This is a genomic window from Pseudomonas sp. Tun-23181 (assembly GCF_057415455.1).
The window spans coordinates 2,601,550-2,622,107 of the sequence record NZ_CM171630.1 but is presented as its reverse complement, the minus strand read 5'-3'; the positions used below and the strand labels follow the sequence as shown (position 1 = coordinate 2,622,107).

Genomic DNA, 20,558 nt, shown 5'->3' with positions numbered 1-20,558 from the left:
CCATGAACCAGACCGCCATCGCCCGCAGCTGGGTCGAGCACGCCAACGGCCACCGCGACTTCCCGTTGCAGAACCTGCCCCTGGGCATCTTCAGCCGCCCGGGCGAAGCGCTGCGTTGCGGCGTGGCCATCGGCGACGCCATCCTCGACCTGGAGGCGGTACTGGCCGCCGGGCTGTTCGACGGCGAGGCCAAGGCCGCGGTGCAAGCCACCCGTGGCGGCGCGCTGAACGCCTTCTTCGCCCTCGGCCGCCCGGCCCGTGTCGCCCTGCGCGAGCGCCTGCTGGCGCTGCTCGGCGAGCACAGCGAGCACCAGGCGGCGCTGAAAGCGGCGCTGTACCCGGCCAGCGAGTGCCAGATGCACCTGCCGGCCAAGGTCGGCGACTACACCGACTTCTACGTGGGCATCGAGCACGCCAAGAACGTCGGCAAGCTGTTCCGCCCAGACAACCCGCTGCTGCCCAACTACAAGTACGTGCCCATCGGCTACCATGGCCGCGCTTCGACCATCCGCCCCTCCGGCACCGACGTGCGCCGGCCCAAGGGCCAGACGCTGCCGGCCGGGCAGGCCGAGCCGAGCTTCGGCCCTTGCGCGCGCCTGGACTACGAGCTGGAGCTGGGTATCTGGATCGGCCAGGGCAACGCCATGGGCCAGCCCATCCCGGTAGGCGACGCCGCCGAGCACGTGGCCGGCTTCTGCCTGCTCAACGACTGGTCGGCGCGTGACATCCAGGCCTGGGAATACCAGCCGCTGGGCCCATTCCTGTCCAAGAGCTTCATCACCACCGTCTCGCCCTGGGTGGTCACCGCCGAGGCCTTGGAGCCGTTCCGCTGCGCCCAGCCGGCCCGCCCGCAAGGCGACCCGCAGCCACTGTCGTACCTGCTGGACACCCGTGACCAGGCCAACGGCGCCTTCGACATCGAACTGGAAGTGCTGCTGCTCACCGAGCGCATGCGCGAGGAGGGCTTGCCGGCCCATCGCCTGACCCTGAGCAATACCCGCAGCATGTACTGGACCGTGGCGCAGATGGTCGCCCACCACAGCGTCAACGGCTGCCAGTTGCAGCCGGGCGACCTGTTCGGTTCGGGTACCCTGTCTGGCGCGGTGCCTGGCTCCTTCGGCAGCCTGCTGGAGATCACCGAGGGCGGCAAGCACCCGGTGGAGCTGGCCAGCGGCGAGGTGCGCAAGTTCCTCGAGGACGGCGACGAGATCATCCTGCGCGCCCGCTGCACCCGCGACGGCGTGGCCAGCATCGGCTTCGGCGAATGCCGCGGCAAGATCCTGGCGGCCAACTGAGGGGCAGGGCGATGGAGCTGTTCACCTACTACCGTTCCACCTCCTCGTATCGGGTGCGCATCGCCCTGGCGCTCAAGGGCCTGGATTACCAGGCCCTGCCGGTGAACCTGCTGCAGGGCGAGCAGCACACGGCGGGCTACCTGGCGCTCAATCCCCAGGGCCGCGTGCCGGCCCTGCGTACCGACGGCGGCGCACTGCTGGTGCAGTCGCCGGCGATCATCGAGTACCTGGAAGAGGTTCATCCACAGCCGGCGCTGTTGCCAGTCGATGCCGAGGCGCGCGCCAAGGTACGTGGCGTGGCGGCGATCATCGGCTGCGACATCCACCCGCTGCACAACGTCAGCGTGCTCAAGCAATTGCGCCAGTTGGGCCATGACGAGGCCCAGGTCAACCAGTGGATCGCCCATTGGATTGGCCAGGGCCTGGCAGCTGTCGAGCAGTTGATCGGCGACGAGGGCTTCTGCTTCGGCGACGAGCCTGGGCTGGCGGATGTCTACCTGATCCCGCAGCTGTATGCGGCCGAGCGCTTCAACGTCGACCTCGGCAGCTACCCGAGGATCCGCCGCGTCGCCGCCCTGGCCGAGGCGCATCCCGCCTTTCTCAAGGCCCACCCTTCCTGCCAGGTGGACACACCGGCTCAGTGAATCGAGCGCTTCGCCGAGGGTAGCTGGGCGAGGCGTTCGCTCAGCTTGAGGCGCTGCACCGGGTCGTCAGTCAGCAGCAGGGCATGCTCCAGGTCGAAGCGTTCGGCCTGGGGGCAGTCCAGATGCTGGTAGAGGGTGGCGCGGGCCAGGTAGTCGTTGACCGTCACCGGCCCCAGTTGCATGACCCGCTCGGCGTCGATCAGCGCGGCCAGGTCATTGTCGTTGCTGGTGTGCAACTGGCGCAGGTTGCGTGACAGGCGCTGGAGCATCTGCAGGGGGCTGGCCGTGCGCAGATGCTCGGCGCTCAGCGGCAGGTGCGGGCCGAACTGGCGGGCGAGCAGTTCGCGGCAGTCGGTCGGATACAGGCGCCGTCCGCCGCACGGGTCGAGCAGGTGATCGGCGCCCGGCACGCGCAGCAGGAAGTGGCCGGGGAAGTTCACGCCTTCCAGGGGAATCGACAGGCGCCGGGCCAGCTCCAGGGCGAGGATGGCCAACGGCAGCGGTTGCCCGCGTCGACGCTGCAAGACCTTGTCCATCAAGGCGGCCTGGGGGCGCAGGGGATGGTACTCGTCCTGCTGGAAACCCAGGGCGTTGAGTTGGCGCAGCAGTGGCTGGGCCAGTTCGCCGAGCGGCAGCATCGGCAGGTTGGCGCTGACCTGGCGTTGCAGCTCGTGCAACTGGGCAAGGCCTGCCGCCGGCTCTACCGTCCGGTCATGTTCGGCGGCGATCCACAGGGTCGCCTCCAACAGGGCGACAGGTTCGCGTTCCAGGCAGGCCAGGCAGGCTTGACGTGGGTTCATGGGCATCTCCACACACGCTTATCTTTTAGCCCTGGCGCCGTGATTCGTCCAGTGGTCCGTCAGGGGATCGAGCGTCAAAGAGCTGCCTATACTGGAAAGAGCACCTCTTCGGGGAGCCCGTTGATGTTCGCGCTCATGCAAAGCACCCGCACCCAGTCGCTGCACCTGTGCATCGACCCGCCCACAGGCCTCAAGGCCGTGGTGGCGATCCACAGCGAGCAATTGGGGCCGGCCATGGGCGGTTGCCGCTACCTGCCCTATGCCGATGACGAAAGCGCCATGACCGATGCCATCCGCCTGGCCCAGGGCATGAGCTACAAGGCGGCCCTCGCTGGCTTGCCGCTGGGCGGCGGCAAGGCGGTGATCATGCGCAATCCGCATGTGGAAAACCGCGCGGCATTGTTCGAGGCCTTCGGCCGTTTCGTCGATACCCTGCAAGGGCGGTTCATCACTGCGGTGGACAGCGGCACCTCGACCCTGGACATGGACTGCATCGCCCAGGTCACCCCCCATGTCACCAGCACCACCGCCTCGGGCGATCCTTCGCCCCACGCGGCCATGGGGGTGTTCGCCGGTATCCGCGCCACGTCCGTGGCCCGGCTGGGCAGCGACAATCTCGAAGGCTTGCGGGTGGCGGTGCAAGGGCTGGGTAACGTCGGCTACGCCCTGGCCGAGCAACTGCATGCGGCGGGAGCGGAGCTGCTGGTCAGCGATCTCGACCCGGGGCGGGTGCGTTTGGCCGTGGAGCAGCTGGATGCGCATCCGGTGACCAACGATGCGCTGATCAGCACGCCTTGCGACATCTTCGCGCCTTGTGGCGTAGGGCCGGTGCTCAATGGCCAGAGCGTGATGCAGCTGCGTTGCGCGGCGGTGGCGGGTGCGGCGAACAATCAGTTGACCACGTTGCAGGTGGCCGACCAGTTGGAGAAGCGCGGCATCCTCTATGCGCCTGACTATGTGATCAATGCCGGTGGCCTGATCTACGTAGCGCTGACCCACTGTGGCGAAGACCTGGGCACCATCACCGCGCACCTGGCGCGCATCCCCACCCGGCTGACCGAAGTGTTCGCCCATGCCCAGGCGGAAAAGCGCTCGCCGGCGCGGGTGGCGCAGATGCTGGCGGAGCGGTTGCTTTACGGGTGAGTTCCGGGGCTGCCCCACGGCAGCCCATCGCCGGCAAGCCCCACAAGTCCTTTGCAGGGCACATTATTGGTGAACAGCGCTGGCCCTGTGGGGGCTTGCCGGCGATGGAGCGCGAAGCGGCCCCAAGCGACGGTGAGGCTTACTCGCCCCCACTACTTTCGAGCAACTCCCCCAGCGCATCCGGCTGGTTCTTGAACGCCCGGGCGAACACATCACGATGCCTGGCCATGTAGATACCGGCTTCCTCGACCTGCTGCTCGCTCAGCGAAGGCACCGCCTTGTGCAACACCTCGGCCAGGCGTTCGGCCAGCTCGAGCATCTTGTCGTGACGATCTGCTTCAGCCTTATCCATGAACAAGCGCTCCGGGTCTCGGCTGCTGCGGTACACCACTTCGACGGCCATTCATCACCTCTGTGCCTTTTGCTGTTGGGGTTACTGGCTAACTGTATTTATATACAGTATCCGTTTCAGCCGCCTCGTTGCAACCACGATGATGGCTTTTCATCTCCAAGGCATTCGGCAAAAGCGTAGCCCACAGGTGCCTTGCGGCAATCGGTCGCCTTCCAAGACGAGGGCCTGGCCCTTTAACTGCATGGCACAAGCGTCACAGGCGTGGCGCATCATCCTTCAGGTCGTATCGGGGAATCGAACATCGTGAACATCAAATGGGCTGAAAAGCTGCGCAAGGGCCTGCATGGCTCCGCCGACTCGCTGGGCAACCTGTGCGTCGAGTCGTTCCACTACCTGGCGTTGTTCGGTATCGGTGGCATCACCGCCTACGCGGCGCTGATGACCTTCCTGGACATGCTGGGCAAGGGCGGGGTGAGCGTGGACGACATCCTGCTGCTGTTCATCTACCTGGAGCTCGGCGCCATGGTGGGGATCTACTTCAAGACCAACCACATGCCGATCCGCTTCCTGCTCTACGTGGCGATCACCGCGCTGACCCGCCTGCTGATCGGCGATGTCTCGCACCACAAGGCGCCGGATGCGGGCCTGTTATACCTGTGCGGGGGCATCCTGCTGCTGGCGTTTTCCATCCTGGTGGTGCGCTATGCCTCGTACCGCTACCCCTCCACCCGGGTGATCGATGCCAGTGGCAAGGACCTGGACGACGGCAAGGTCTGAGTTTCTGCCCAGGAGCGGTGGATGTACCGGCGGGGGTTCGAAGCACAATGTGCGCAGGCGCTTCGGCTGGCAGCGCTAGCGGGCGATATTGCTGGGCTGCCAGGCGATACCACGGCGGGTGCCGCCTTCGGTCAGCGCGGCGAGGACTTCCATGACGCTATGGCCCTGCTCGATGGCCAGGCCCAGGCGGATGCTGTCGATGAGCCGCTGCAGGCGTACCGGGTCGTTGCGCTGGACCTCGGTGATCAGCCGCTTGGCGACCACGCCGCTGTCGTCGGAGAGGGTCAGCATGATGCTGCCGTCCAGGCGTTCGATGCTCAGGTTGACCCGGTATCGGGGGGCGAAGGCGTCGCTGATCTGGTCGAAGGGGTTGTTCATGGTCGGTGTCTGCGAATGAATGTCTGCAGGAATTGACCGGGTGAGCGGGAGGTTGGTTCAGGGCCTTCGATCGGCGGGAACGAAAACGCCCGGTGCGGGCACCGGGCGTCGAGGGCTACAGGGTTACTCGGGCTGGATCACCGAGCGGCGGCTGCGCAGCTTGCCGTAGAAGTGCTCCAGCGCATTGTTCAGCTTGCTGGCGGCACCATCGACCGCCTGGTCCAGCGAGGCGGCGGTGTGGGTCACGGAAATCGGTTGATGGCCTTTCGGGCGAGCCTCCATCTGGCAGCGTTTGTCCTGGGGGCCGGGCTTGGCGCCGTTCTCGTCGCGCAGGTGGACCTCGATGCGGGTGAGGTCGTCCTCGTAGCGTTCGAGCGTGCTTTCCAGCGTGCTGCGGACCCACTCGTTGAGCCGGATGTTGCCTTGGAGGTGATTGCTGCTGTTGACCTGGATTTGCATGATTCAATCCTTATTCAGCTTGCTCGCGTGGAGGCGTGCCTAGGCCACTGAGGCCCTTGGAATTTCTTCGCCTCTTGACTGTAAAGTCAGGCAATGGCGAAACGAATTCAAGCCCTTCTGCAAAATAAATTTCCTGTTGCAAATTCGGGTGGAGAGGGTGGGTTCGCTCTGGGCTGGTCGGTCGGGACTTTCCATTGCCACTTGGGGCTGCAAAGCAGCCCCAAGACTCGAAGCACTATTCAACTGACCCGTCGTCTTCAGAACGCCACGGACGTTTGCACATACACCGTCCGCGGTTCCCCCACGTACTTGCCCTTGTTGTTGTCATCGAACGAGCGGGTGTAGTACTCGCGGTTGAACAGGTTCTTCACCCCCACCGCCACCTTCAGGTTCGACAACTGCGGCCCGAAGTCATACCCGGCGCGGGTGCTGACCAGCATGTAGCCGGGGATGCGCCCGGTGCTGCCGTCGGCGCTTTCGCTGCCGGTGTTGGCGTTGTCGGCGTACTGGCTGCTCTGGAAGCTGCTGTCCAGGTTCAACTGCCATGGGCCCTCGGTGTAGCCGATACCCAAGGTGCCCTTGTGCCGCGAGGAGAACGGCACCTGGTTGCCCTTGTTCGGCCCGTCCTCGCGGATCGTGGCGTCGACGAAGGCGTAGCTGGCGTGCACATCGAAGCCGGCCAGTGCCGGGTTCAGGCCGTCGAGGGCATAGCGCACGCTGGTCTCGATGCCCTGGTGGCGGGTTTCGCCGCGGGCGATCACCGAGTCGTTGGTCTGGTTGCTTTCGTACTGGTTGTCGAAGTTGATCAGGAAGGCGCCGATCTCTGCCTGCAGGTCACCGTTGTCGTAGCGGGTGCCGACTTCCCAGGTGCGCGCTTTTTCCGGCTTGACCTCGCCGCTGCTGACCCGGTTGGGCATCTGGCTGTACTGCACGCTGCCGAAGGAGCCTTCGGTGTTGGCGTAGAGGTTCCAGGTGTCGGTCAGGTGGTACATCACGTTCAGCGCTGGCAGGGCGGTGTTGTAGCTGCCTTGGTAACGCTCGCCGGTAAGCTTGTTGCTCTGCTCGGAGTCGATCATCTCGTAGCGGATGCCTGGGGTGATGGTCCAGCGGCCGATGTCGATGCGATCGTCCAGGTAGATCGCGTGGGCCTCGGTGCCGCCACGGGTATCGCGGTCGTTGCGGCTGGCGGTGGTCGGCAGATCACCGTTGATCGGCTCGCGGAAGCGCAGCTCGTGGCCGGCTTCGTTGACGTAGCGGTAGCCGATGCCCAGCTCGTGCCAGCTGTCGCCCAGGGCCAGGCCTTGCGAGAAGCGGGTCTCGATGCCGCGCACCCAGTATTCGCGTGGCGACAGCGAAACGAAGCTGCCCTGGTCGAGGTAGCCGCTGCGCAGAGTCTTGGTGAAGAAGCTGTTGACGCTGAACTGGCGGTCGTCCTGCTTGTAGTCGTAGCCGACATTGACCAGCGTACGGCGGCCCCAGAACTTGTCCTGCAGGCGTGTCGACTGGTACGGGTCGGCGTCGAAGTCGGCTGTGCTCAGGCCGCCGGGCATGTCGGCCTCGCCCTCGTAGTACTGGGCCATGGCGTGCAGGCTGTTGGCCTCGTCGAGCTGCAGCTTGCCCTTGAGGATCAGGTCGTCGATCTGCGTGTCGCTGTGCTCGCGCCAGTCGCCGCCGCGGGTGCCGGAGTACAGCAGGGCGCCGCCCAGGCCGTTGTCGTGGGTGCCGCCGACCAGCAGGTTGGCGCTGTTCTTGAAGCCGTCGTGGCTCGACGAGGGGCTGATCTGGTTCTGCATGGCGGCCTTGAAGGTCGCTTGCTCCGGGATCGCCCGGGTCACGAAGTTGACGATGCCACCGACGTTCTGCGGCCCGTAGCGCACCGCGCCGCCGCCGCGTACCACATCCACCGCGTCCATGTTGCCCAGGCTGATCGGTGCCAGCGACAGCTGTGGCTGGCCGTAGGGGGCGAAGGGGACCGGGATGCCATCCATCAGCACGGTCGAGCGCGAGGCCAGGCGTGGGTTGAGGCCGCGGATGCCGAAGTTCAGCGCCAGGTCGTGGCTGCCCGTGCCGTTGTTTTCCGGTGCGTTCACCCCCGGGATGCGGTTGAGCACTTCACGGGCGGTGCTGGCGCCGTTGCGCTCGAAGTCTTCGCGGCGCACCACGTCGCGGGCGCCGGGGTGTTCGAAGACGTTGTCCTGGCGCGCTTCGGCCAGCCAGTCGCCGACCACGGTCGAGGCGCTCAACTCCACGGGCGCACCGGCGGTGCTGGCGGCGGCCGGTTGCAGGCTGTAGGCGTTGTCGGCTTCCTGGCGTGCCTGCAGGCCACTGCCGCGCAGCAACGTATCGAGGCCCTGGCGTACATCGTATTCGCCTTCCAGGCCTGGGCTCTGCAGGCCTTGGGTCAGGTGCGAACCGAAGCTGATCAGCGCGCCGCTCTCGCGGCCGAACTGGTTGAGGGCATCTTCCAGGGCGCCGGCGGCGATGTGATAGGCGCGGGCATCGGCGGCCTGGATGGTAGGTACGGTGAGGCCCAGGGCGGTGGCGAGCAACAAGGCCTGGACGAGGGGGCTGGGACGAAACAGCATGCGAGTGGTCCTTGAGAAGGGGGTTCTGCCTTCTCTGTCACGCGAGCCTTTGAAAATGGCTCAGGTGAATTGCAATTTTTTTCCGGGTTTCGCTTGGCGGCGGGTCAACCGATTCGCGGCTCCACCTTCACCCAGTAGCGGGTAAACCGCTTGACCCGTACCGGCAACGCCACTTCCAGCATCTCCAGGATCCGTTCACTGTCGTCCAACGGATACGACCCGGAGATCCGCAGCTCGGCCACCTGGTCGCTGCACCCCAGTTGCCCGTGCCGATAGCGCCCGAGCTCGGCGAGAAAGTCCGCCAGACGCATGTGCGAGGCCACCAGCATGCCGTCGACCCAGGCTCCGATATTGCGGTTCAGCGGTGCAATGTCATGCCAACCACCGTTGGCGAACCTGGCCTGTTGACCGGCCAGCAACGCTTGCCCGGCCAGGCTCGCCGAGCCACTGAACACCGAGACCAGGCTGAAGTCGGCGAACTGCCGTACGTTGAAACGCCCCTGCGTCAGTTGCAGCGCACCCTCGCCAGTGCGTAGCAGCAAGGGGCGCGGGTCCTTGGCCACCTGCAATTGCACTTCACCTTCGAGCAGGTGCACCTGCCGTTGCTGGCCATCGAAACGTACGTCGGCGGCGCTGCGAGTGTTGAGCTGCAACAGGCTGCCGTCGTCCAGGTGCATCCGCCGGCGCTGGCCGACCGGGCTACGGTAGTCGGCCATCAGCCCTGGCAGGGGATTGTGCTGTCGCAAGCCCAGCCCCGTGGCACTGGCCACGCCGACCAGCAACAGCGCCTTGAGCGCTCGCCGCCGCGCAGGAGAGGGGGGCGCCTGCAGCGTGGCGTGCACCACCGGCGAGGCCACCCCGCGCAAGCGTTGGTTGACCTGCTGGATATGCGCCCAGGCGCGCTGGTGCTCGTGGTCGGCCTGCAGCCAGCGCTCCAGGGCCTGCTGCTGGGCCAGGTCGAAGTCCTCGCCCTGGGACTCGATCAGCCAGTGCACGGCCTGCTCGGCCACCTGCGGGGAGAAGCTGGTGTTCATAGCGCGAAGTAGCAGCGCAGGGCTGCCTTGTTCAGGTAGCGCTTGACCGTGGCCAGCGAGATGCCCAGCTCACGGGCGATGTCGGCCTGGCCCAGGCCGTCGATCTGGGCCAGCAGGAAGGCCCGTTTGACCAGCGGTGGCAGGCCGTCGAGCAGGCGATCGAGTTCCAGCAGGGTCTCGAAGATGAGTGCCTTCTGCTCCTCGCTCGGCGCCACCTCTTCGGGAACCTCGGCCAAGGCCTGGAGATAGGCACGCTCCAGCTCCTGGCGGCGAAAGTGGTTGCACAGCACGCGCTTGGCCACGGTGATGAGGAAGGCGCGCGGCTCGACCAACTGGGGCGCTTCGCGGGCCTGTAGCAGGCGCACGTAGGTGTCCTGGGCGAGGTCCGCGGCGCTCTGCGGGCAGCCCAGGCGGCGGCGCAGCCAACCGGTCAGCCAGTTGTGATGGGCGTGGTAGAGGCCTTCGACCGTGGAAGAGAGGGCACTGGGCACCGATGCGACTCCGGCGCCTTTCGACGCATCTGCAAGTAAGAATTGTTCGCATTGTATTCGGGCAGGGCGGTGCAGGGCAATCGCTGCCGATGCCATGCGGGGCAAAGCCCCCGCAAACCCAAGGCATCGCCCAGGCTTTGCCTATGAGAATTGAAATCATTACTATTGAGCCCCCGATGCTTCCCGGACCGCCGCCATGAAAAGCAAAGCCGGCCTGCCCCTGGCCTATCGACTGGCCGTGACCTCGCGCAGCCTGGCCGCCTTGCTGGGCGGCTACCTGCTGGCCTCCATGGCGAGCGTGTGCATCTCGCTGCTGGCGCCGATGCGCCAGGTCGATGCGGCCTTGACCGGCATGATGCTGTCGTTCCTGTTCTACCTGCTGGCCTTCATCTGGTGCTTCGCCTGCCGTAGCGCCGCACGTGCCTGGCTGGGCGTACTGCTGCCGAGCCTGGTGCTGGGGGCGATCAACGGGCTGGCCTACTGGATGAAAAACCCATGAAAGAGGGCTTCCGCCAGGCCATGGCCTGGCTGCACACCTGGACCGGCCTGATCTTCGGCTGGCTGTTGTTCGCCATCTTCCTCACCGGGACGCTGTCGTACTTCAAGGAGGAGATCAATCACTGGAGCCAGCCGGAAGTCCACAGCCATCCGCTCGATTCGATGGCGAGCCTGGGCCTGGCCCAGCGCTACCTGGAAACCAACGCCGGCAATGCCGGCAGCTGGTTCATCCGCCTGCCCAACGCGCGCGAGGCGGCGCTGAGCGTCAATTGGCGCGACAGGGACGCCGGCGGGCGCCGTGGCTTCACCGGCAAGTCGCTGGACGCCCAAAGCGGCCAGGAGGTCGAGGCCCGCGACAGCCGCGGCGGCGAATTCTTCTACCGCTTTCACTTCCAACTGGAGATGCCCTATCCCTGGGGCCGCTGGTTGTCGACCTTCTGCGCCTTCATCATGCTGCTGGGCCTGGTCACCGGCATCATCACCCACAAGAAGATCTTCAAGGAGTTCTTCACCTTCCGCCCGGGCAAGGGGCAGCGCTCATGGCTCGATGGCCACAACGCCATCGGCGTGCTGGTGCTGCCGTTCCACCTGATGATCAGCTACAGCAGCCTGGTGCTTTTCATGTACCTGGTGATGCCGGCCGGCATCCTGGCCAGCTATGGCAGCCCCAACGGCTATTTCAACGACCTCTTCGGGCGCGACGAGCCGCCGAAGCTGGCCGGTGTCGCGGCGCCGCTGGTGCCGCTGCCGAGTCTGTATGCCAAGGTCCAGGAGCGGGTACCGGGCGGGCGCATCGGTTACATCCAAGTGCAGAACCCCGGCGACGCCAATGCCCGCGTGACCTTCACCCAGGCCTCGGCAGATAACGTGGCCTACAAGCGCAGCGCCAACTGGACCTTCGACGGCGCCAGCGGCGAGCTGCTGAGCCAGGGTGCGCCGGAAAGCGCGGCGATGATGACCTCCTTCACCCTGGTCGGGCTGCACATGGGCAACTTCGCTGGGCCCTGGTTGCGCTGGTTGTACTTCGTCTTCGGCGTGGCCGGTACGGCGGTGATCGGTACCGGGCTGGTGATGTGGCTGGGCAAACGCCAGCTCAAGCATGCCAAGAGCGCGCACATGCCGGCTGAGCTGCGCCTGGTCGAAGTGCTCAACATCGCCAGCATGAGTGGCCTGATGCTTGGCGTGGCAGCGTTCTTCTGGGCCAACCGCCTGCTGCCGGTGGCCCTGCAGGGGCGTGCCGACTGGGAGGTCAATGCCTTCTTCCTGGCCTGGACGCTGTCGCTGGTCCACGCGCTGCTGCGCCCGGGGCGCCGGGCCTGGGTCGAGCAGTTGGGGCTGGGGGCGTTGGCGTTTGCTTTGTTGCCGCTGCTCAATGGCCTGAGCACTGGCCAGGGCCTGGATCATTCGATCGCCGTGGGCGACTGGGCCATGGCCGGCTTCGACCTCACCGCGCTGGCCTCCGGCCTGTTCCTCGCCTGGGCTGCCAGCAAGATGCTGCGCACGCCCAAACCCACTGCCAAGCGTGCGCCGCGCGCGGCCAAGTCCGCCGGCGATACGGCGCAGGTGAATTGATGTTGAGTATTGCCTTGATCGGTTTCGCCGGTTTTGCCGCCCTTTGCCTGGCCATGGAAAAGCACTTCAACGACCTGCTGGGGTGCAAGCCCGGTGCCCAGCTGGTGCGTGCTCTACGCATCGGCGGTTGGGTGCTGCTGGCGCTGTCGCTGGTGCTCGCGGTGCACCTGCGCGGCTGGGCGCTGGGCCTGGTGGAATGGATCGCGGTGCTGATGGCCGGGGTGACCCTGTGGGTCTTCGGCCTGCCGTACCAGCCGCGCCTGCTGCTGGGGCTGGCTGCGGCGAGCCTGGTGCTGGGGCCGCTGCTGGCTGTCTAAGCTGTTCAACTGCCATTTGGGTAGCGGCCCCAATGCTGACTAATTCGAGAAAGCGGCCCGGTATTCGCCGGGCGTCGCCCCCAGCACCTGGCGGAAGCGGTTGCTGAAGTGGCTGGCGCTGGCGAAGCCGCAGAGCAGGGCGACCTGGCCCAGCGGCAACTGGCCCAGGCGCAGCAACTGGCAGGCGTGGTGCAGGCGGCGGGCCAGCAGGTACTGGTGTGGCGGCAGGCCGAAGCTGCTGCGGAACATGCGGGCGAAGTGGTACTCGGAGAGATTGCAGCGCAGGGCCAGCTCGCCCAGGGTGATGGGCTGGTCCAGGTGCGCCTCGATGTAATCGACCAGTTGCCGGCGCTGGTGTGGCGCCAGCCCGCCTTTCAGGCGCACGCCCTGGCGCAGGCCGGCCTGGCAGAGCACCGCGTGGTCGATGATCTCGTGGGCCAGGCTGCTGGCCAGCAGGCGCTCGCCGGGTTCGCTCCAGTCCAGGGCGATCAGTTGGCGGAAGCGCCGGGCCTGCTGCGGATCGTCGAGGAAGGTCGCCTCTTGCAACTGCATCTCGCGTGGTTCGCGATCGAGCAGGCGGATGCAGCCGAGGGCGAACTGTTCTTCGCTGATGTACAGGTGCGCCAGGCGGATCGGGCCATTGACCACCCAGTTCGACTCGTGGCCGGCAGGCATGATGCACAGTTTGTCCGGCGCGCCCTTGTCGGCCGGGCGCTGGCGGCGGAAGGTGCCGGTGCCGTCGGCGATGTAGCACGACAGGGTATGGTGGCTGGGGGCAAGGTAGTCGCGGGCGTCGTCGCGGTTGCGCCACAGGGCTGCAGCCAGCCCGTCGCCCAGTTGCGCGCTCAGTTCCAGGCGGGCATGGGGCGAGGCGTGCATGGCATTGAAGACGTGCAGCTGGGTCAGTGGGGTCATCGGCGCTTCCTCTCGATGCCATCCTACTGCGACGACCTCGGGCTGGCAGCCCCTGACGCTGCAAAAGCGCAAGTTTGTGCAAGCGTGGCGACGGAGGGGGAGGGGAGACTGTAAGTCCTGGCGAGGGCTGCGCCCTCGATCGCGGGCAAGCCGCTCCCACAGGGAACGCGTCGCTCTCGACGGCGTGGGGGCGGCGTGTCTTGCGGTGTGCCGGGCACCGACTTCGCTATGCCCGAGGAATTGCTGCCATGAACCTGTCGCTGTACCTGCTCACCGTCTTGATCTGGGGCACCACCTGGATCGCCTTGAAGCTGCAACTGGGCGTGGTCGCCATCCCGGTGTCGATCGTCTACCGCTTCGCCCTGGCCGGGTTGATCCTATTCGCCATCCTCCTGCTGACCCGCCGCCTGCAACCGATGGATCGACGTGGCCACCTGGTCTGCCTGGCCCAGGGCCTGTGCCTGTTCTGCGTCAATTTCATGTGCTTTCTCACCGCCAGCCAGTGGATCGCCAGCGGCCTGATCGCCGTGGTGTTCTCCACCGCGACCTTGTGGAACGCATTGAATGCGCGGGTTTTCTTCGGCCAGCGCATCGCGACCAATGTGCTCGGCGGCGGCGCCCTGGGGCTGCTCGGCCTGGGGCTGCTGTTCTGGCCGGAGCTGTCCGGCCATGCGGCCAGCCGCCAGACCCTGTACGGCCTGGGCCTGGCGTTGTTCGGCACCTTGTGCTTCTCGGCGGGCAACCTGCTTTCCAGCCTGCAGCAGAAGGCCGGCCTCAAGCCCATGACCACCAATGCCTGGGGCATGGTCTATGGGGCGGCGATGCTGTCGGTGTATTGCCTGTTCAGTGGCATTCCGTTCGCCATGGAGTGGAATGCACGCTACATCGGTTCGTTGCTGTACCTGGTGATCCCGGGGTCGGTGATCGGCTTCACCGCCTACCTGACCCTGGTGGGCCGCATGGGGCCGGAGCGGGCGGCCTATTGCACGGTGCTGTTCCCGCTGGTGGCGCTGAACGTGTCGGCCTTTGCCGAGGGCTATCAGTGGACGCCGCCGGCACTGCTGGGGTTGGTGGCGGTGATGGTGGGCAACGTGCTGGTGTTTCGCAAGCCAAGGGCCAAGGCGCCTGCAGCGGTGGTTACGGTCAAGTAGTGCTGCGTTGCCTGTGCGGCCCTATCGCCGGCTTGCCAGCGATAGGGCCTGAGTGGTCAACCCATCGATCAGTGTTTCCACACCTGCGGGTTCACCAGGTCCTGTGGCCGCTTGCCCAGCAGCGCCGCACGCAGGTTGTCCATCGCCCGGTTGGCCATGGCGTCGCGGGTCTCGGCGGTGGCCGAGCCGACGTGCGGCAGGGTCAGGGCGTTGGGCAGGCTGAACAGCGGCGACTCGGCCAGCGGTTCGCGCTCGTACACATCCAGCCCGGCGCCACGGAGGGTGCCGTCTTGCAGGGCCTCGACCAGCGCTGCTTCGTCCACCACCGGCCCGCGGGAGATGTTGACCAGGAAGGCGCTAGGCTTCATCAGCTTCAGCTCGCGCGCGCCGATCAGCTTGCGCGTGGCATCGGATAGCGGCACCACCAGGCAGACGAAATCGGCTTCGCCGAGCAGTTGCTCCAGGCTGCGGTACTGGGCACCGAGCTCCTGTTCCAGGGCCGGCTTGCGGCTGTTGCCGCTGTACAGCACCTGCATGCCGAAGCCGAAGCGGCCACGGCGGGCGATGGCCGCGCCGATGTTGCCCAGGCCAACGATGCCCAAGGTCTTGCCGTACACGTCGCTGCCGAACTGGGCTGGGCCCACGGTGGCTCGCCACTGGCCGGCCTTGGTCCAGGCGTCCAGCTCGGCGACCCGGCGGGCGCACCCCATGATCAGGGCGAAGCCCAGGTCGGCGGTGCTTTCGGTGAGCACGTCGGGGGTGTTGGTCAGGGCGATGCCGCGTTCGTTGAAATAGGCCAGGTCGTAGTTGTCGTAGCCCACCGAGATGCTGGAGACCACCTCGAGCTTCGCCGCCCCTTCGAGCTGCGCACGGCCCAGCTTGCGGCCGACGCCGATCAGGCCGTGGGCCTCGGGCAGGGCTTCGTTGAACTGGGCGGCGATGTCGCCGAGCTTGGGGTTGGGCACGATCACGTTGAAGTCTTGCTGCAGGCGCTCGGCCATGGCCGGGGTGATGCGGCTGAAGGCCAGGACGGTCTTTTTCATCGGGCTACTTCTCTGCAAGGCGGGGGAGGGCAGTTTCGGACTTCGGACTTCGGGCTGCAAGCTTGCAGCTTGCGGCCCCCGTCAGTTGGCGATCAAAAGCTCGTGGGTCTTCAGGTCGGCCTCGTGCGCCGCGAGGATCTCGGGCAGGGAATTGCGCAGGTACTCGACCCAGGTCTTGATCTTGGCATCCAGGTACTGGCGCGAAGGGTAGATCGCGTACAGGTTCAGCTCCTGCAGCCGGTAGTCGGGCATGATCCGCACCAGGCTGCCGTCGCGCAGGCCGTCTATGGCCGAGTAGATCGGCAGCACGCCCACGCCCATGCCGCTGCGGATCGCGGTCTTCATGGCGTCGGCGGAGTTCACCTGGAACGGCGAGGTGGTGATGTTGACCATCTCCTGGCCTTCCGGGCCGTTGAACAGCCACTTCTCCAGGGGGATCACGGGGCTGACCATGCGCAGGCAGGCATGCTGGAGCAGGTCGGCCGGCTTGTGGGCGATGCCGTGCCTGGCCACGTATTCCGGGGAGGCGCAGACGATGCTGTAGGTGATCCCCAGGCGCTGCGAAACGAAACCGGAGTCCGGCAGCTCGCTGGCCAGCACGATGGATACGTCGTAGCCCTCGTCGAGCAGGTCCGGTACGCGGTTGGCCATGGTCAGGTCGAAGGTCACGTCCGGGTGCGACTCGCGGTAGCGGGCGATGGCATCGACCACGAAATGCTGGCCGACCCCGGTCATCGAGTGCACCTTCAACTGCCCGGCCGGGCGGGCGTGGGCGTCGCTGGCCTCGGCTTCGGCCTCCTCGACGAAGGTCAGGATCTGCTCGCAGCGCATCAGGTAACGCTTGCCGGCCTCGGTGAGGGCGATGCGCCGGGTGGTGCGGTTGAGCAGCCGGGTTTGCAGATGGGCTTCCAGGTTGGAGACCGCCCGCGAGACGTTCGCGGTGGTCGTATCCAGTTGCGCGGCGGCAGCGGTGAAGCTGCCGAGCTGGGCCACGCAACTGAAAGCACGCATGTTTTGCAGGGTGTCCATGGGTCACTCTCAAGGTAGAGGACAAAATTGTGACATGAAGTAACCTAAACGGTCTTCCGACTAAAGCCGGATTATCGCTGTTTTGGTAACAAAGATTCGCAGGAATATGCGCTTATCGCCAGTGCGAGCGCCCCCTAGAATTGCCCGGCCTCATCCACCTCATCCGGGAAATCGCAGCTGTGCCGCGTCGCATCATCAGAGCGCTGAATGCGCTCAGTGCCTGTGCCCTCAGCCTCACCTTGAGCGGCTGTATCGGAACCTGGGGCATCGCCCCGCAAAGCAAGACGCTGCAAGCCAACACCCTGACCACCGACGACGCGATCCGCGAAGCCGCTCACGACGCCCACTGGCCCGAGCAGCAGTGGTGGCGTGCCTATGGCGATGCGCAACTGGACCACTGGGTGGCGCTGGCCCTGGCTGGCAGCCCGACCCTGGCCTTGGCCGCGGCGCGGGTGCGCGAGGCCAAGGCCATGGCCGGCGTGGTCGAGTCGGCCGAGAAGCTGCAGGCCAACGGCGAGGCGACCCTCAAGCGTCACAACTGGCCAGAGGATCAGTTCTACGGCCCCGGCGCGCTGTCCGGCGCCAACACCTGGGACAACAATGCCGCCATCGGCCTGAGCTACGCCCTCGACCTCTGGGGCCGCGAGCGCAATGCCAGCGAGCAGGCGGTGGACCTGGCTCACATGAGCGTCGCCGAGGCGCGTCAGGCCCAGCTGGAGCTGGTGAACAACCTGGTCAAGGTGTATATCCAACTGGCCTTGCACTTCGCCCAGCGCGACATCGTCAAGGCCGAACTGGGGCAACAGGAACAGATCCTCGCCCTGGCCAAGCGTCGTCTTGCCGGCGGCATCGGCACCCACTTCGAGGTCAGCCAGGCCGAGGCGCCGTTGCCGGAGACCCATCGCCAGCTCGATGCGCTCGGTGAAGAGATCGCCCTGGCGCGCAACCAGTTGGCGGCACTGGCCGGGCAGGGGCCGGGGGAGGGCGCGCAGATCCAGCGCCCGAGCCTGACCCTCGGCGCGCCGCTGAAGCTACCGTCGAACCTGCCTGCCGAACTGGTCGGCCAGCGCCCCGACGTGGTCGCCAGCCGCTGGCAGGTGGCGGCCCAGGCCCGTGGCATCGACGTTGCCCATGCTGGTTTCTTCCCCAACGTCGATCTGGTCGGCGGCCTCGGCTTCATGGCCACCGGTGGTGGCCCGCTGGAATTCATCACCGGACGCAAGTTCAACTACAACGTGGGGCCGGCCATCAGCCTGCCGATCTTCGACGGTGGTCGCCTGCGCTCACAACTGGGCGTGGCGTCCGCTGGCTACGACGTGGCCGTGGCACGTTACAACCAGACGGTGGTGGGGGCGCTGAAGAACATCTCCGACCAGCTGATCCGGCGCGAGTCGATGAAGGAGCAGGCGCACTTTGCCGCCGAGTCCGTGGCGGCCGCGCAGAAGACCTATGACATCGCCATGGTCGCCTTCCAGCGCGGCCTGACCGGCTACCTCGAGGTGCTCAACGCCCAGACGCTGCTGTTTCGCCAGCAGCAGGTGCAGCAGCAGGTCCAGGCCGCGCGCCTGACCGCCCATGCCGAACTGGTCACCGCCCTCGGTGGTGGTTTGCAGGCGGGCCAGGATGTGCCGGAGCAGGAGCGCCAGGCGGCGCCCAGGACACCGGCGACCCTGGCCATCTTCGACCGACCGGGCCACGCCGAATGAGCGTACCGAGCCTGGCCCTGCGCTGGCTGCACAGCCTGGAATGGCGCCGGGGCTTCTTTGCCTGGGCGCGTACCGACGGGGTGACCTGGGTCTACATCTTCAAGATCCTCGCGGCGGCCTTCATCACCTTGTGGCTGGCCATGCGCCTGGAGCTGCCGCAGCCGCGCACGGCGATGATCACCGTGTTCATCGTCATGCAGCCGCAGAGTGGCCATGTGTTCGCCAAGAGCTTCTACCGGGTGCTTGGCACCCTGGCCGGCTCGGCGATGATGGTCGCGCTGATCGCCCTCTTTCCGCAGAACACCGAGCTGTTCCTGCCCAGCCTGGCGCTGTGGGTCGGCTTGTGCTCGGCTGGTGCCATGCGCTACCGCACCTTCCGCGCCTATGGCTTCGTCCTGGCCGGCTACACCGCGGCGATGATCGGCCTGCCGGTGCTGGAGCACCCCGACCGGGCGTTCATGGCGGCGGTCTGGCGGGTGCTGGAGATCTCCCTGGGCATTCTCGTGTCCACCCTGGTCAGTGCGGCGATCCTGCCCCAGTCGGCCAGCGCTGCCATGCGCAACGCCCTGTACCAGCGTTTTGGCGTGTTCGCCAGGGTGGTGGTCGAGGCCTTGCACGGCGATAGCCAGCGCGACCGCTACGAGAGCAGCAACGTGCGCTTCATCGCCGAGGCGGTGGGCCTTGAGAGCCTGCGCAACGTCACCGCCTTCGAAGACCCGCACATGCGTCGGCGCAGCGGCCGGCTGGTGCGCATGAACAGCGAGTTCATGGCCATCACCACGCGCTTCAACGCCCTGCACCGGCTGCTCGAGCGCCTGCGCGCCCGTGGCCCGCTGCAGATCGTCGGCGCCATCGAACCGGGCCTTGCGACCCTCGCCGAGTTGCTCGAACCCTATGTCGACCGGGCCCTGACCGACGCCGACGCGCTGCGCCTGACGCTCGAGCTGGCCGCCTACAAGGACGGCCTGCAGGCCCAGGTACGCGGCCTGCGGGCGGCCTACCTGCAGACCCAGCCCAGCGAGGCCGACCTGCTGGATTTCCACACTGCCTACGAGCTGCTGTACCGCTTCGTCGACGACCTGTACAGCTACGCCCAGACCCACGCCTCGCTGGCCGTGCACAAGCATGAGCGCGAGCAGTGGGACGAGCCCTACGTGTCGCGGACCAACTGGCTGGTGTCGTTGGCGGCGGGCATGCGCGCCTCGGCGGTGCTGTTGCTGCTGGGCAGCTACTGGCTGCTCAGCGACTGGCCGAGCGGCGGCATGATGACCCTGATCGCCTGCGTCACCGTGGGCTTGTCGGCCGCCTCGCCGAACCCTCGGCGCATGTCGTTCCAGATGGCCTGCGGGACCTTGCTCGGCGCCTTCGTCGGCTTCTTCGAGACCTTCTTCGTCTTCCCCTGGATCGATGGCTTTGCGCTGTTGTGCATGGTGCTGGCGCCGGTGTTCGTGCTCGGCGCCTTCCTTTCCTCGCGTCCGGCCTATGCCGGCTATGGGATCGGCCTGCTGGTGTTCTTCGCCATCGGCTCGGTGCCCAACAACCTGACGGTCTACGACCCCTACACCTTCATCAACGATTACCTCGGCATGGTCATCGGCATGCTGGTCTGCGCGGCTGCCGGGGCGATCATCCTGCCGCCCAATAGCCGCTGGCTGTGGAGCCGCCTGGAGCAGGACCTGCGCGAACAGGTGCTGTTCGCCATCAGCGGGCGCCTGCGCGGGCTGGGCTCGGCCTTCGAAAGCCGTACCCGCGACCTGCTGCACCAGGCCTATGGCCTGGCGGCCGGCAAGCCGCAGGTGCAGAGCGAGCTGATGCGCTGGATGTTCGTGGTGTCGGAGATCGGCCACGCCATCATCGAGCTGCGCAAGGAGCAGGCCGGTGCCCCGGTGCACCCGGCCTACGCCGAATCGCAGCCCTGGCGCCAGGCCATCCGTGTCATGGGCCGGGCCCTGGCGCGGCTGTTCCTGCTGCCCAACGCCAGCAACCACGAACGCGCCCTGGTGGCGGTGGACCATGCCATCAGCCGCGTGCGGGCCACCGACGAACCCTTCGCCCGGCACTTCGACACCTCGGTGCTGCGCCGGGTGCAGAGCTACCTGCATTTCATCCGTACTTCCCTGCTCGACCCACGATCGCCGCTGGCGCCGGCGAAAGGATTGCACCATGCCCCGTGAGATCGCCTTCCATGGCGTGTACATGCCCACCATGACCTTGATGTTCCTGTTCGCCGCGGGCCTGGCCTGGGGCCTGGACCGCTTCATCGCGAGCGTGGATGGCTACCGTTTTTTCTGGCATCCGGCGCTGCTGCGCCTGAGCCTGTTCGTCTGCCTGTTCGGCGCCCTGGCGCTGTCGCTCTACTGGTGAGAGTC

At 66.5% G+C, this 20,558-nt stretch carries 21 protein-coding genes; 11 read left to right on the top strand and 10 right to left on the bottom strand.

Going from position 1 to position 20,558, the window contains the following annotated elements:
* The first annotated feature begins 2 nt into the window (after nucleotides 1-2).
* Together fahA and maiA are read left to right on the top strand one after the other, a co-directional pair.
* Nucleotides 3-1,295, top strand: coding sequence for a fumarylacetoacetase (gene fahA / locus ACDI39_RS12515; RefSeq protein WP_225789478.1), 1,293 nt, complete (start codon nucleotides 3-5; stop codon nucleotides 1,293-1,295).
* Between the two features lie 11 nt (nucleotides 1,296-1,306).
* On the top strand, nucleotides 1,307-1,939 hold the full coding sequence (gene maiA / locus ACDI39_RS12510; protein WP_253079968.1) for a maleylacetoacetate isomerase: 633 nt from the start codon (nucleotides 1,307-1,309) through the stop codon (nucleotides 1,937-1,939).
* On the opposite strand, the gene ACDI39_RS12505 is transcribed toward maiA, so the two are convergent.
* Entirely contained in the window at nucleotides 1,933-2,739 is an 807-nt protein-coding gene (locus tag ACDI39_RS12505; protein ID WP_225789476.1) for a SirB1 family protein, read from the bottom strand. The genes maiA and ACDI39_RS12505 overlap by 7 nt on opposite strands.
* A 123-nt stretch (nucleotides 2,740-2,862) precedes the next feature.
* On the opposite strand from ACDI39_RS12505, the gene ACDI39_RS12500 reads away from it, so the two are divergent.
* The gene (locus ACDI39_RS12500) at nucleotides 2,863-3,882 is read left to right on the top strand and encodes a Leu/Phe/Val dehydrogenase (protein ID WP_225789475.1); all 1,020 of its coding nucleotides are present in this window, start codon (nucleotides 2,863-2,865) and stop codon (nucleotides 3,880-3,882) included.
* Nucleotides 3,883-4,021: 139 nt separating this feature from the next.
* Here the strand turns inward: ACDI39_RS12500 and ACDI39_RS12495 are convergent, their stop codons facing one another.
* Nucleotides 4,022-4,285, bottom strand: coding sequence for a YebG family protein (locus tag ACDI39_RS12495; RefSeq protein WP_253079967.1), 264 nt, complete (start codon nucleotides 4,283-4,285; stop codon nucleotides 4,022-4,024).
* A 252-nt stretch (nucleotides 4,286-4,537) separates the two neighbouring features.
* Between ACDI39_RS12495 and ACDI39_RS12490 the strand changes: the two genes are divergently transcribed.
* Entirely contained in the window at nucleotides 4,538-5,011 is a 474-nt protein-coding gene (locus tag ACDI39_RS12490) for a phosphate-starvation-inducible protein PsiE (RefSeq protein ID WP_225789473.1), read from the top strand.
* 75 nt (nucleotides 5,012-5,086) lie between these two features.
* Here ACDI39_RS12490 and ACDI39_RS12485 read toward each other — a convergent pair whose 3' ends face one another.
* The 5 genes from ACDI39_RS12485 to ACDI39_RS12465 all read right to left on the bottom strand — a co-directional run bounded on the left by ACDI39_RS12485 (nucleotide 5,087) and on the right by ACDI39_RS12465 (nucleotide 9,958).
* Nucleotides 5,087-5,389, bottom strand: coding sequence for a DUF3509 domain-containing protein (locus ACDI39_RS12485; protein WP_486538789.1), 303 nt, complete (start codon nucleotides 5,387-5,389; stop codon nucleotides 5,087-5,089).
* Between the two features lie 123 nt (nucleotides 5,390-5,512).
* The gene (locus tag ACDI39_RS12480; RefSeq protein ID WP_225789471.1) at nucleotides 5,513-5,848 is read right to left on the bottom strand and encodes an HPF/RaiA family ribosome-associated protein; all 336 of its coding nucleotides are present in this window, start codon (nucleotides 5,846-5,848) and stop codon (nucleotides 5,513-5,515) included.
* 257 nt (nucleotides 5,849-6,105) lie between these two features.
* Complete coding sequence (gene fecA / locus ACDI39_RS12475; RefSeq protein ID WP_486538787.1) at nucleotides 6,106-8,433, bottom strand: TonB-dependent Fe(3+) dicitrate receptor FecA; 2,328 nt, start codon at nucleotides 8,431-8,433, stop codon at nucleotides 6,106-6,108.
* Nucleotides 8,434-8,537: 104 nt separating this feature from the next.
* Complete coding sequence (locus ACDI39_RS12470; protein WP_253079965.1) at nucleotides 8,538-9,467, bottom strand: FecR domain-containing protein; 930 nt, start codon at nucleotides 9,465-9,467, stop codon at nucleotides 8,538-8,540.
* On the bottom strand, nucleotides 9,464-9,958 hold the full coding sequence (locus ACDI39_RS12465) for a sigma-70 family RNA polymerase sigma factor (protein ID WP_253079964.1): 495 nt from the start codon (nucleotides 9,956-9,958) through the stop codon (nucleotides 9,464-9,466). The genes ACDI39_RS12470 and ACDI39_RS12465 overlap by 4 nt, the downstream gene beginning before the upstream one ends.
* Before the next feature lie 196 nt (nucleotides 9,959-10,154).
* Here ACDI39_RS12465 and ACDI39_RS12460 point away from each other — a divergent pair, with 196 nt between their 5' ends.
* The 3 genes from ACDI39_RS12460 to ACDI39_RS12450 are packed head-to-tail and all read left to right on the top strand — an operon-like array spanning nucleotide 10,155 to nucleotide 12,345.
* Entirely contained in the window at nucleotides 10,155-10,457 is a 303-nt protein-coding gene (locus ACDI39_RS12460; protein ID WP_225789467.1) for a DUF3649 domain-containing protein, read from the top strand.
* Entirely contained in the window at nucleotides 10,454-12,028 is a 1,575-nt protein-coding gene (locus ACDI39_RS12455; RefSeq protein WP_225789466.1) for a PepSY-associated TM helix domain-containing protein, read from the top strand. The genes ACDI39_RS12460 and ACDI39_RS12455 overlap by 4 nt, the downstream gene beginning before the upstream one ends.
* On the top strand, nucleotides 12,028-12,345 hold the full coding sequence (locus ACDI39_RS12450) for a DUF3325 domain-containing protein (protein ID WP_225789465.1): 318 nt from the start codon (nucleotides 12,028-12,030) through the stop codon (nucleotides 12,343-12,345). The genes ACDI39_RS12455 and ACDI39_RS12450 overlap by 1 nt, the downstream gene beginning before the upstream one ends.
* 39 nt (nucleotides 12,346-12,384) lie before the next feature.
* On the opposite strand, the gene ACDI39_RS12445 is transcribed toward ACDI39_RS12450, so the two are convergent.
* Nucleotides 12,385-13,260 carry a helix-turn-helix domain-containing protein gene (locus ACDI39_RS12445; protein ID WP_225789464.1) on the bottom strand — a complete coding sequence of 292 codons (876 nt, stop codon included), beginning with the start codon at nucleotides 13,258-13,260 and terminating at the stop codon, nucleotides 12,385-12,387.
* Nucleotides 13,261-13,508: 248 nt separating this feature from the next.
* Here ACDI39_RS12445 and ACDI39_RS12440 point away from each other — a divergent pair, with 248 nt between their 5' ends.
* Nucleotides 13,509-14,411: a DMT family transporter gene (locus tag ACDI39_RS12440; protein WP_225789463.1), complete on the top strand. Its 903-nt coding sequence runs from the start codon at nucleotides 13,509-13,511 to the stop codon at nucleotides 14,409-14,411.
* 68 nt (nucleotides 14,412-14,479) lie between these two features.
* Here ACDI39_RS12440 and ACDI39_RS12435 read toward each other — a convergent pair whose 3' ends face one another.
* Both ACDI39_RS12435 and ACDI39_RS12430 read right to left on the bottom strand, forming a co-directional pair.
* A complete protein-coding gene (locus ACDI39_RS12435) occupies nucleotides 14,480-15,454 on the bottom strand; it encodes a 2-hydroxyacid dehydrogenase (RefSeq protein ID WP_225789462.1) in 975 nt (324 codons plus the stop codon).
* A gap of 81 nt (nucleotides 15,455-15,535) precedes the next feature.
* Entirely contained in the window at nucleotides 15,536-16,483 is a 948-nt protein-coding gene (locus ACDI39_RS12430) for a LysR family transcriptional regulator (RefSeq protein ID WP_225789461.1), read from the bottom strand.
* 179 nt (nucleotides 16,484-16,662) lie between these two features.
* Between ACDI39_RS12430 and ACDI39_RS12425 the strand changes: the two genes are divergently transcribed.
* Genes ACDI39_RS12425 through ACDI39_RS12415 form a run of 3 tightly spaced genes read left to right on the top strand, consistent with a single transcriptional unit; the run spans nucleotide 16,663 to nucleotide 20,553 of the window.
* Nucleotides 16,663-18,189, top strand: coding sequence for an efflux transporter outer membrane subunit (locus tag ACDI39_RS12425; RefSeq protein WP_225789460.1), 1,527 nt, complete (start codon nucleotides 16,663-16,665; stop codon nucleotides 18,187-18,189).
* Nucleotides 18,186-20,363 carry an FUSC family protein gene (locus tag ACDI39_RS12420; protein ID WP_225789459.1) on the top strand — a complete coding sequence of 726 codons (2,178 nt, stop codon included), beginning with the start codon at nucleotides 18,186-18,188 and terminating at the stop codon, nucleotides 20,361-20,363. Before ACDI39_RS12425 ends, ACDI39_RS12420 begins: the two co-directional genes overlap by 4 nt.
* Nucleotides 20,353-20,553, top strand: a complete 201-nt coding sequence (locus ACDI39_RS12415; RefSeq protein ID WP_225789458.1) for a DUF1656 domain-containing protein — start codon at nucleotides 20,353-20,355, stop codon at nucleotides 20,551-20,553. Before ACDI39_RS12420 ends, ACDI39_RS12415 begins: the two co-directional genes overlap by 11 nt.
* Nucleotides 20,554-20,558 lie beyond the last annotated feature (5 nt).

Bases quoted from the DNA above. Each gene is read 5' to 3' on its own strand.
- fahA (WP_225789478.1), top strand. From the start codon at position 3: ATGAACCAGACCGCCATCGCCCGCAGCTGGGTCGAGCACGCCAACGGC.
- maiA (WP_253079968.1), top strand. From the start codon at position 1,307: ATGGAGCTGTTCACCTACTACCGTTCCACCTCCTCGTATCGGGTGCGC.
- ACDI39_RS12505 (WP_225789476.1), bottom strand. From the start codon at position 2,739: ATGAACCCACGTCAAGCCTGCCTGGCCTGCCTGGAACGCGAACCTGTC.
- ACDI39_RS12500 (WP_225789475.1), top strand. From the start codon at position 2,863: ATGTTCGCGCTCATGCAAAGCACCCGCACCCAGTCGCTGCACCTGTGC.
- ACDI39_RS12495 (WP_253079967.1), bottom strand. From the start codon at position 4,285: ATGGCCGTCGAAGTGGTGTACCGCAGCAGCCGAGACCCGGAGCGCTTG.
- ACDI39_RS12485 (WP_486538789.1), bottom strand. From the start codon at position 5,389: ATGAACAACCCCTTCGACCAGATCAGCGACGCCTTCGCCCCCCGATAC.
- ACDI39_RS12480 (WP_225789471.1), bottom strand. From the start codon at position 5,848: ATGCAAATCCAGGTCAACAGCAGCAATCACCTCCAAGGCAACATCCGG.
- fecA (WP_486538787.1), bottom strand. From the start codon at position 8,433: ATGCTGTTTCGTCCCAGCCCCCTCGTCCAGGCCTTGTTGCTCGCCACC.
- ACDI39_RS12470 (WP_253079965.1), bottom strand. From the start codon at position 9,467: ATGAACACCAGCTTCTCCCCGCAGGTGGCCGAGCAGGCCGTGCACTGG.
- ACDI39_RS12460 (WP_225789467.1), top strand. From the start codon at position 10,155: ATGAAAAGCAAAGCCGGCCTGCCCCTGGCCTATCGACTGGCCGTGACC.
- ACDI39_RS12455 (WP_225789466.1), top strand. From the start codon at position 10,454: ATGAAAGAGGGCTTCCGCCAGGCCATGGCCTGGCTGCACACCTGGACC.
- ACDI39_RS12450 (WP_225789465.1), top strand. From the start codon at position 12,028: ATGTTGAGTATTGCCTTGATCGGTTTCGCCGGTTTTGCCGCCCTTTGC.
- ACDI39_RS12445 (WP_225789464.1), bottom strand. From the start codon at position 13,260: ATGACCCCACTGACCCAGCTGCACGTCTTCAATGCCATGCACGCCTCG.
- ACDI39_RS12440 (WP_225789463.1), top strand. From the start codon at position 13,509: ATGAACCTGTCGCTGTACCTGCTCACCGTCTTGATCTGGGGCACCACC.
- ACDI39_RS12435 (WP_225789462.1), bottom strand. From the start codon at position 15,454: ATGAAAAAGACCGTCCTGGCCTTCAGCCGCATCACCCCGGCCATGGCC.
- ACDI39_RS12430 (WP_225789461.1), bottom strand. From the start codon at position 16,483: ATGGACACCCTGCAAAACATGCGTGCTTTCAGTTGCGTGGCCCAGCTC.
- ACDI39_RS12420 (WP_225789459.1), top strand. From the start codon at position 18,186: ATGAGCGTACCGAGCCTGGCCCTGCGCTGGCTGCACAGCCTGGAATGG.
- ACDI39_RS12415 (WP_225789458.1), top strand. From the start codon at position 20,353: ATGCCCCGTGAGATCGCCTTCCATGGCGTGTACATGCCCACCATGACC.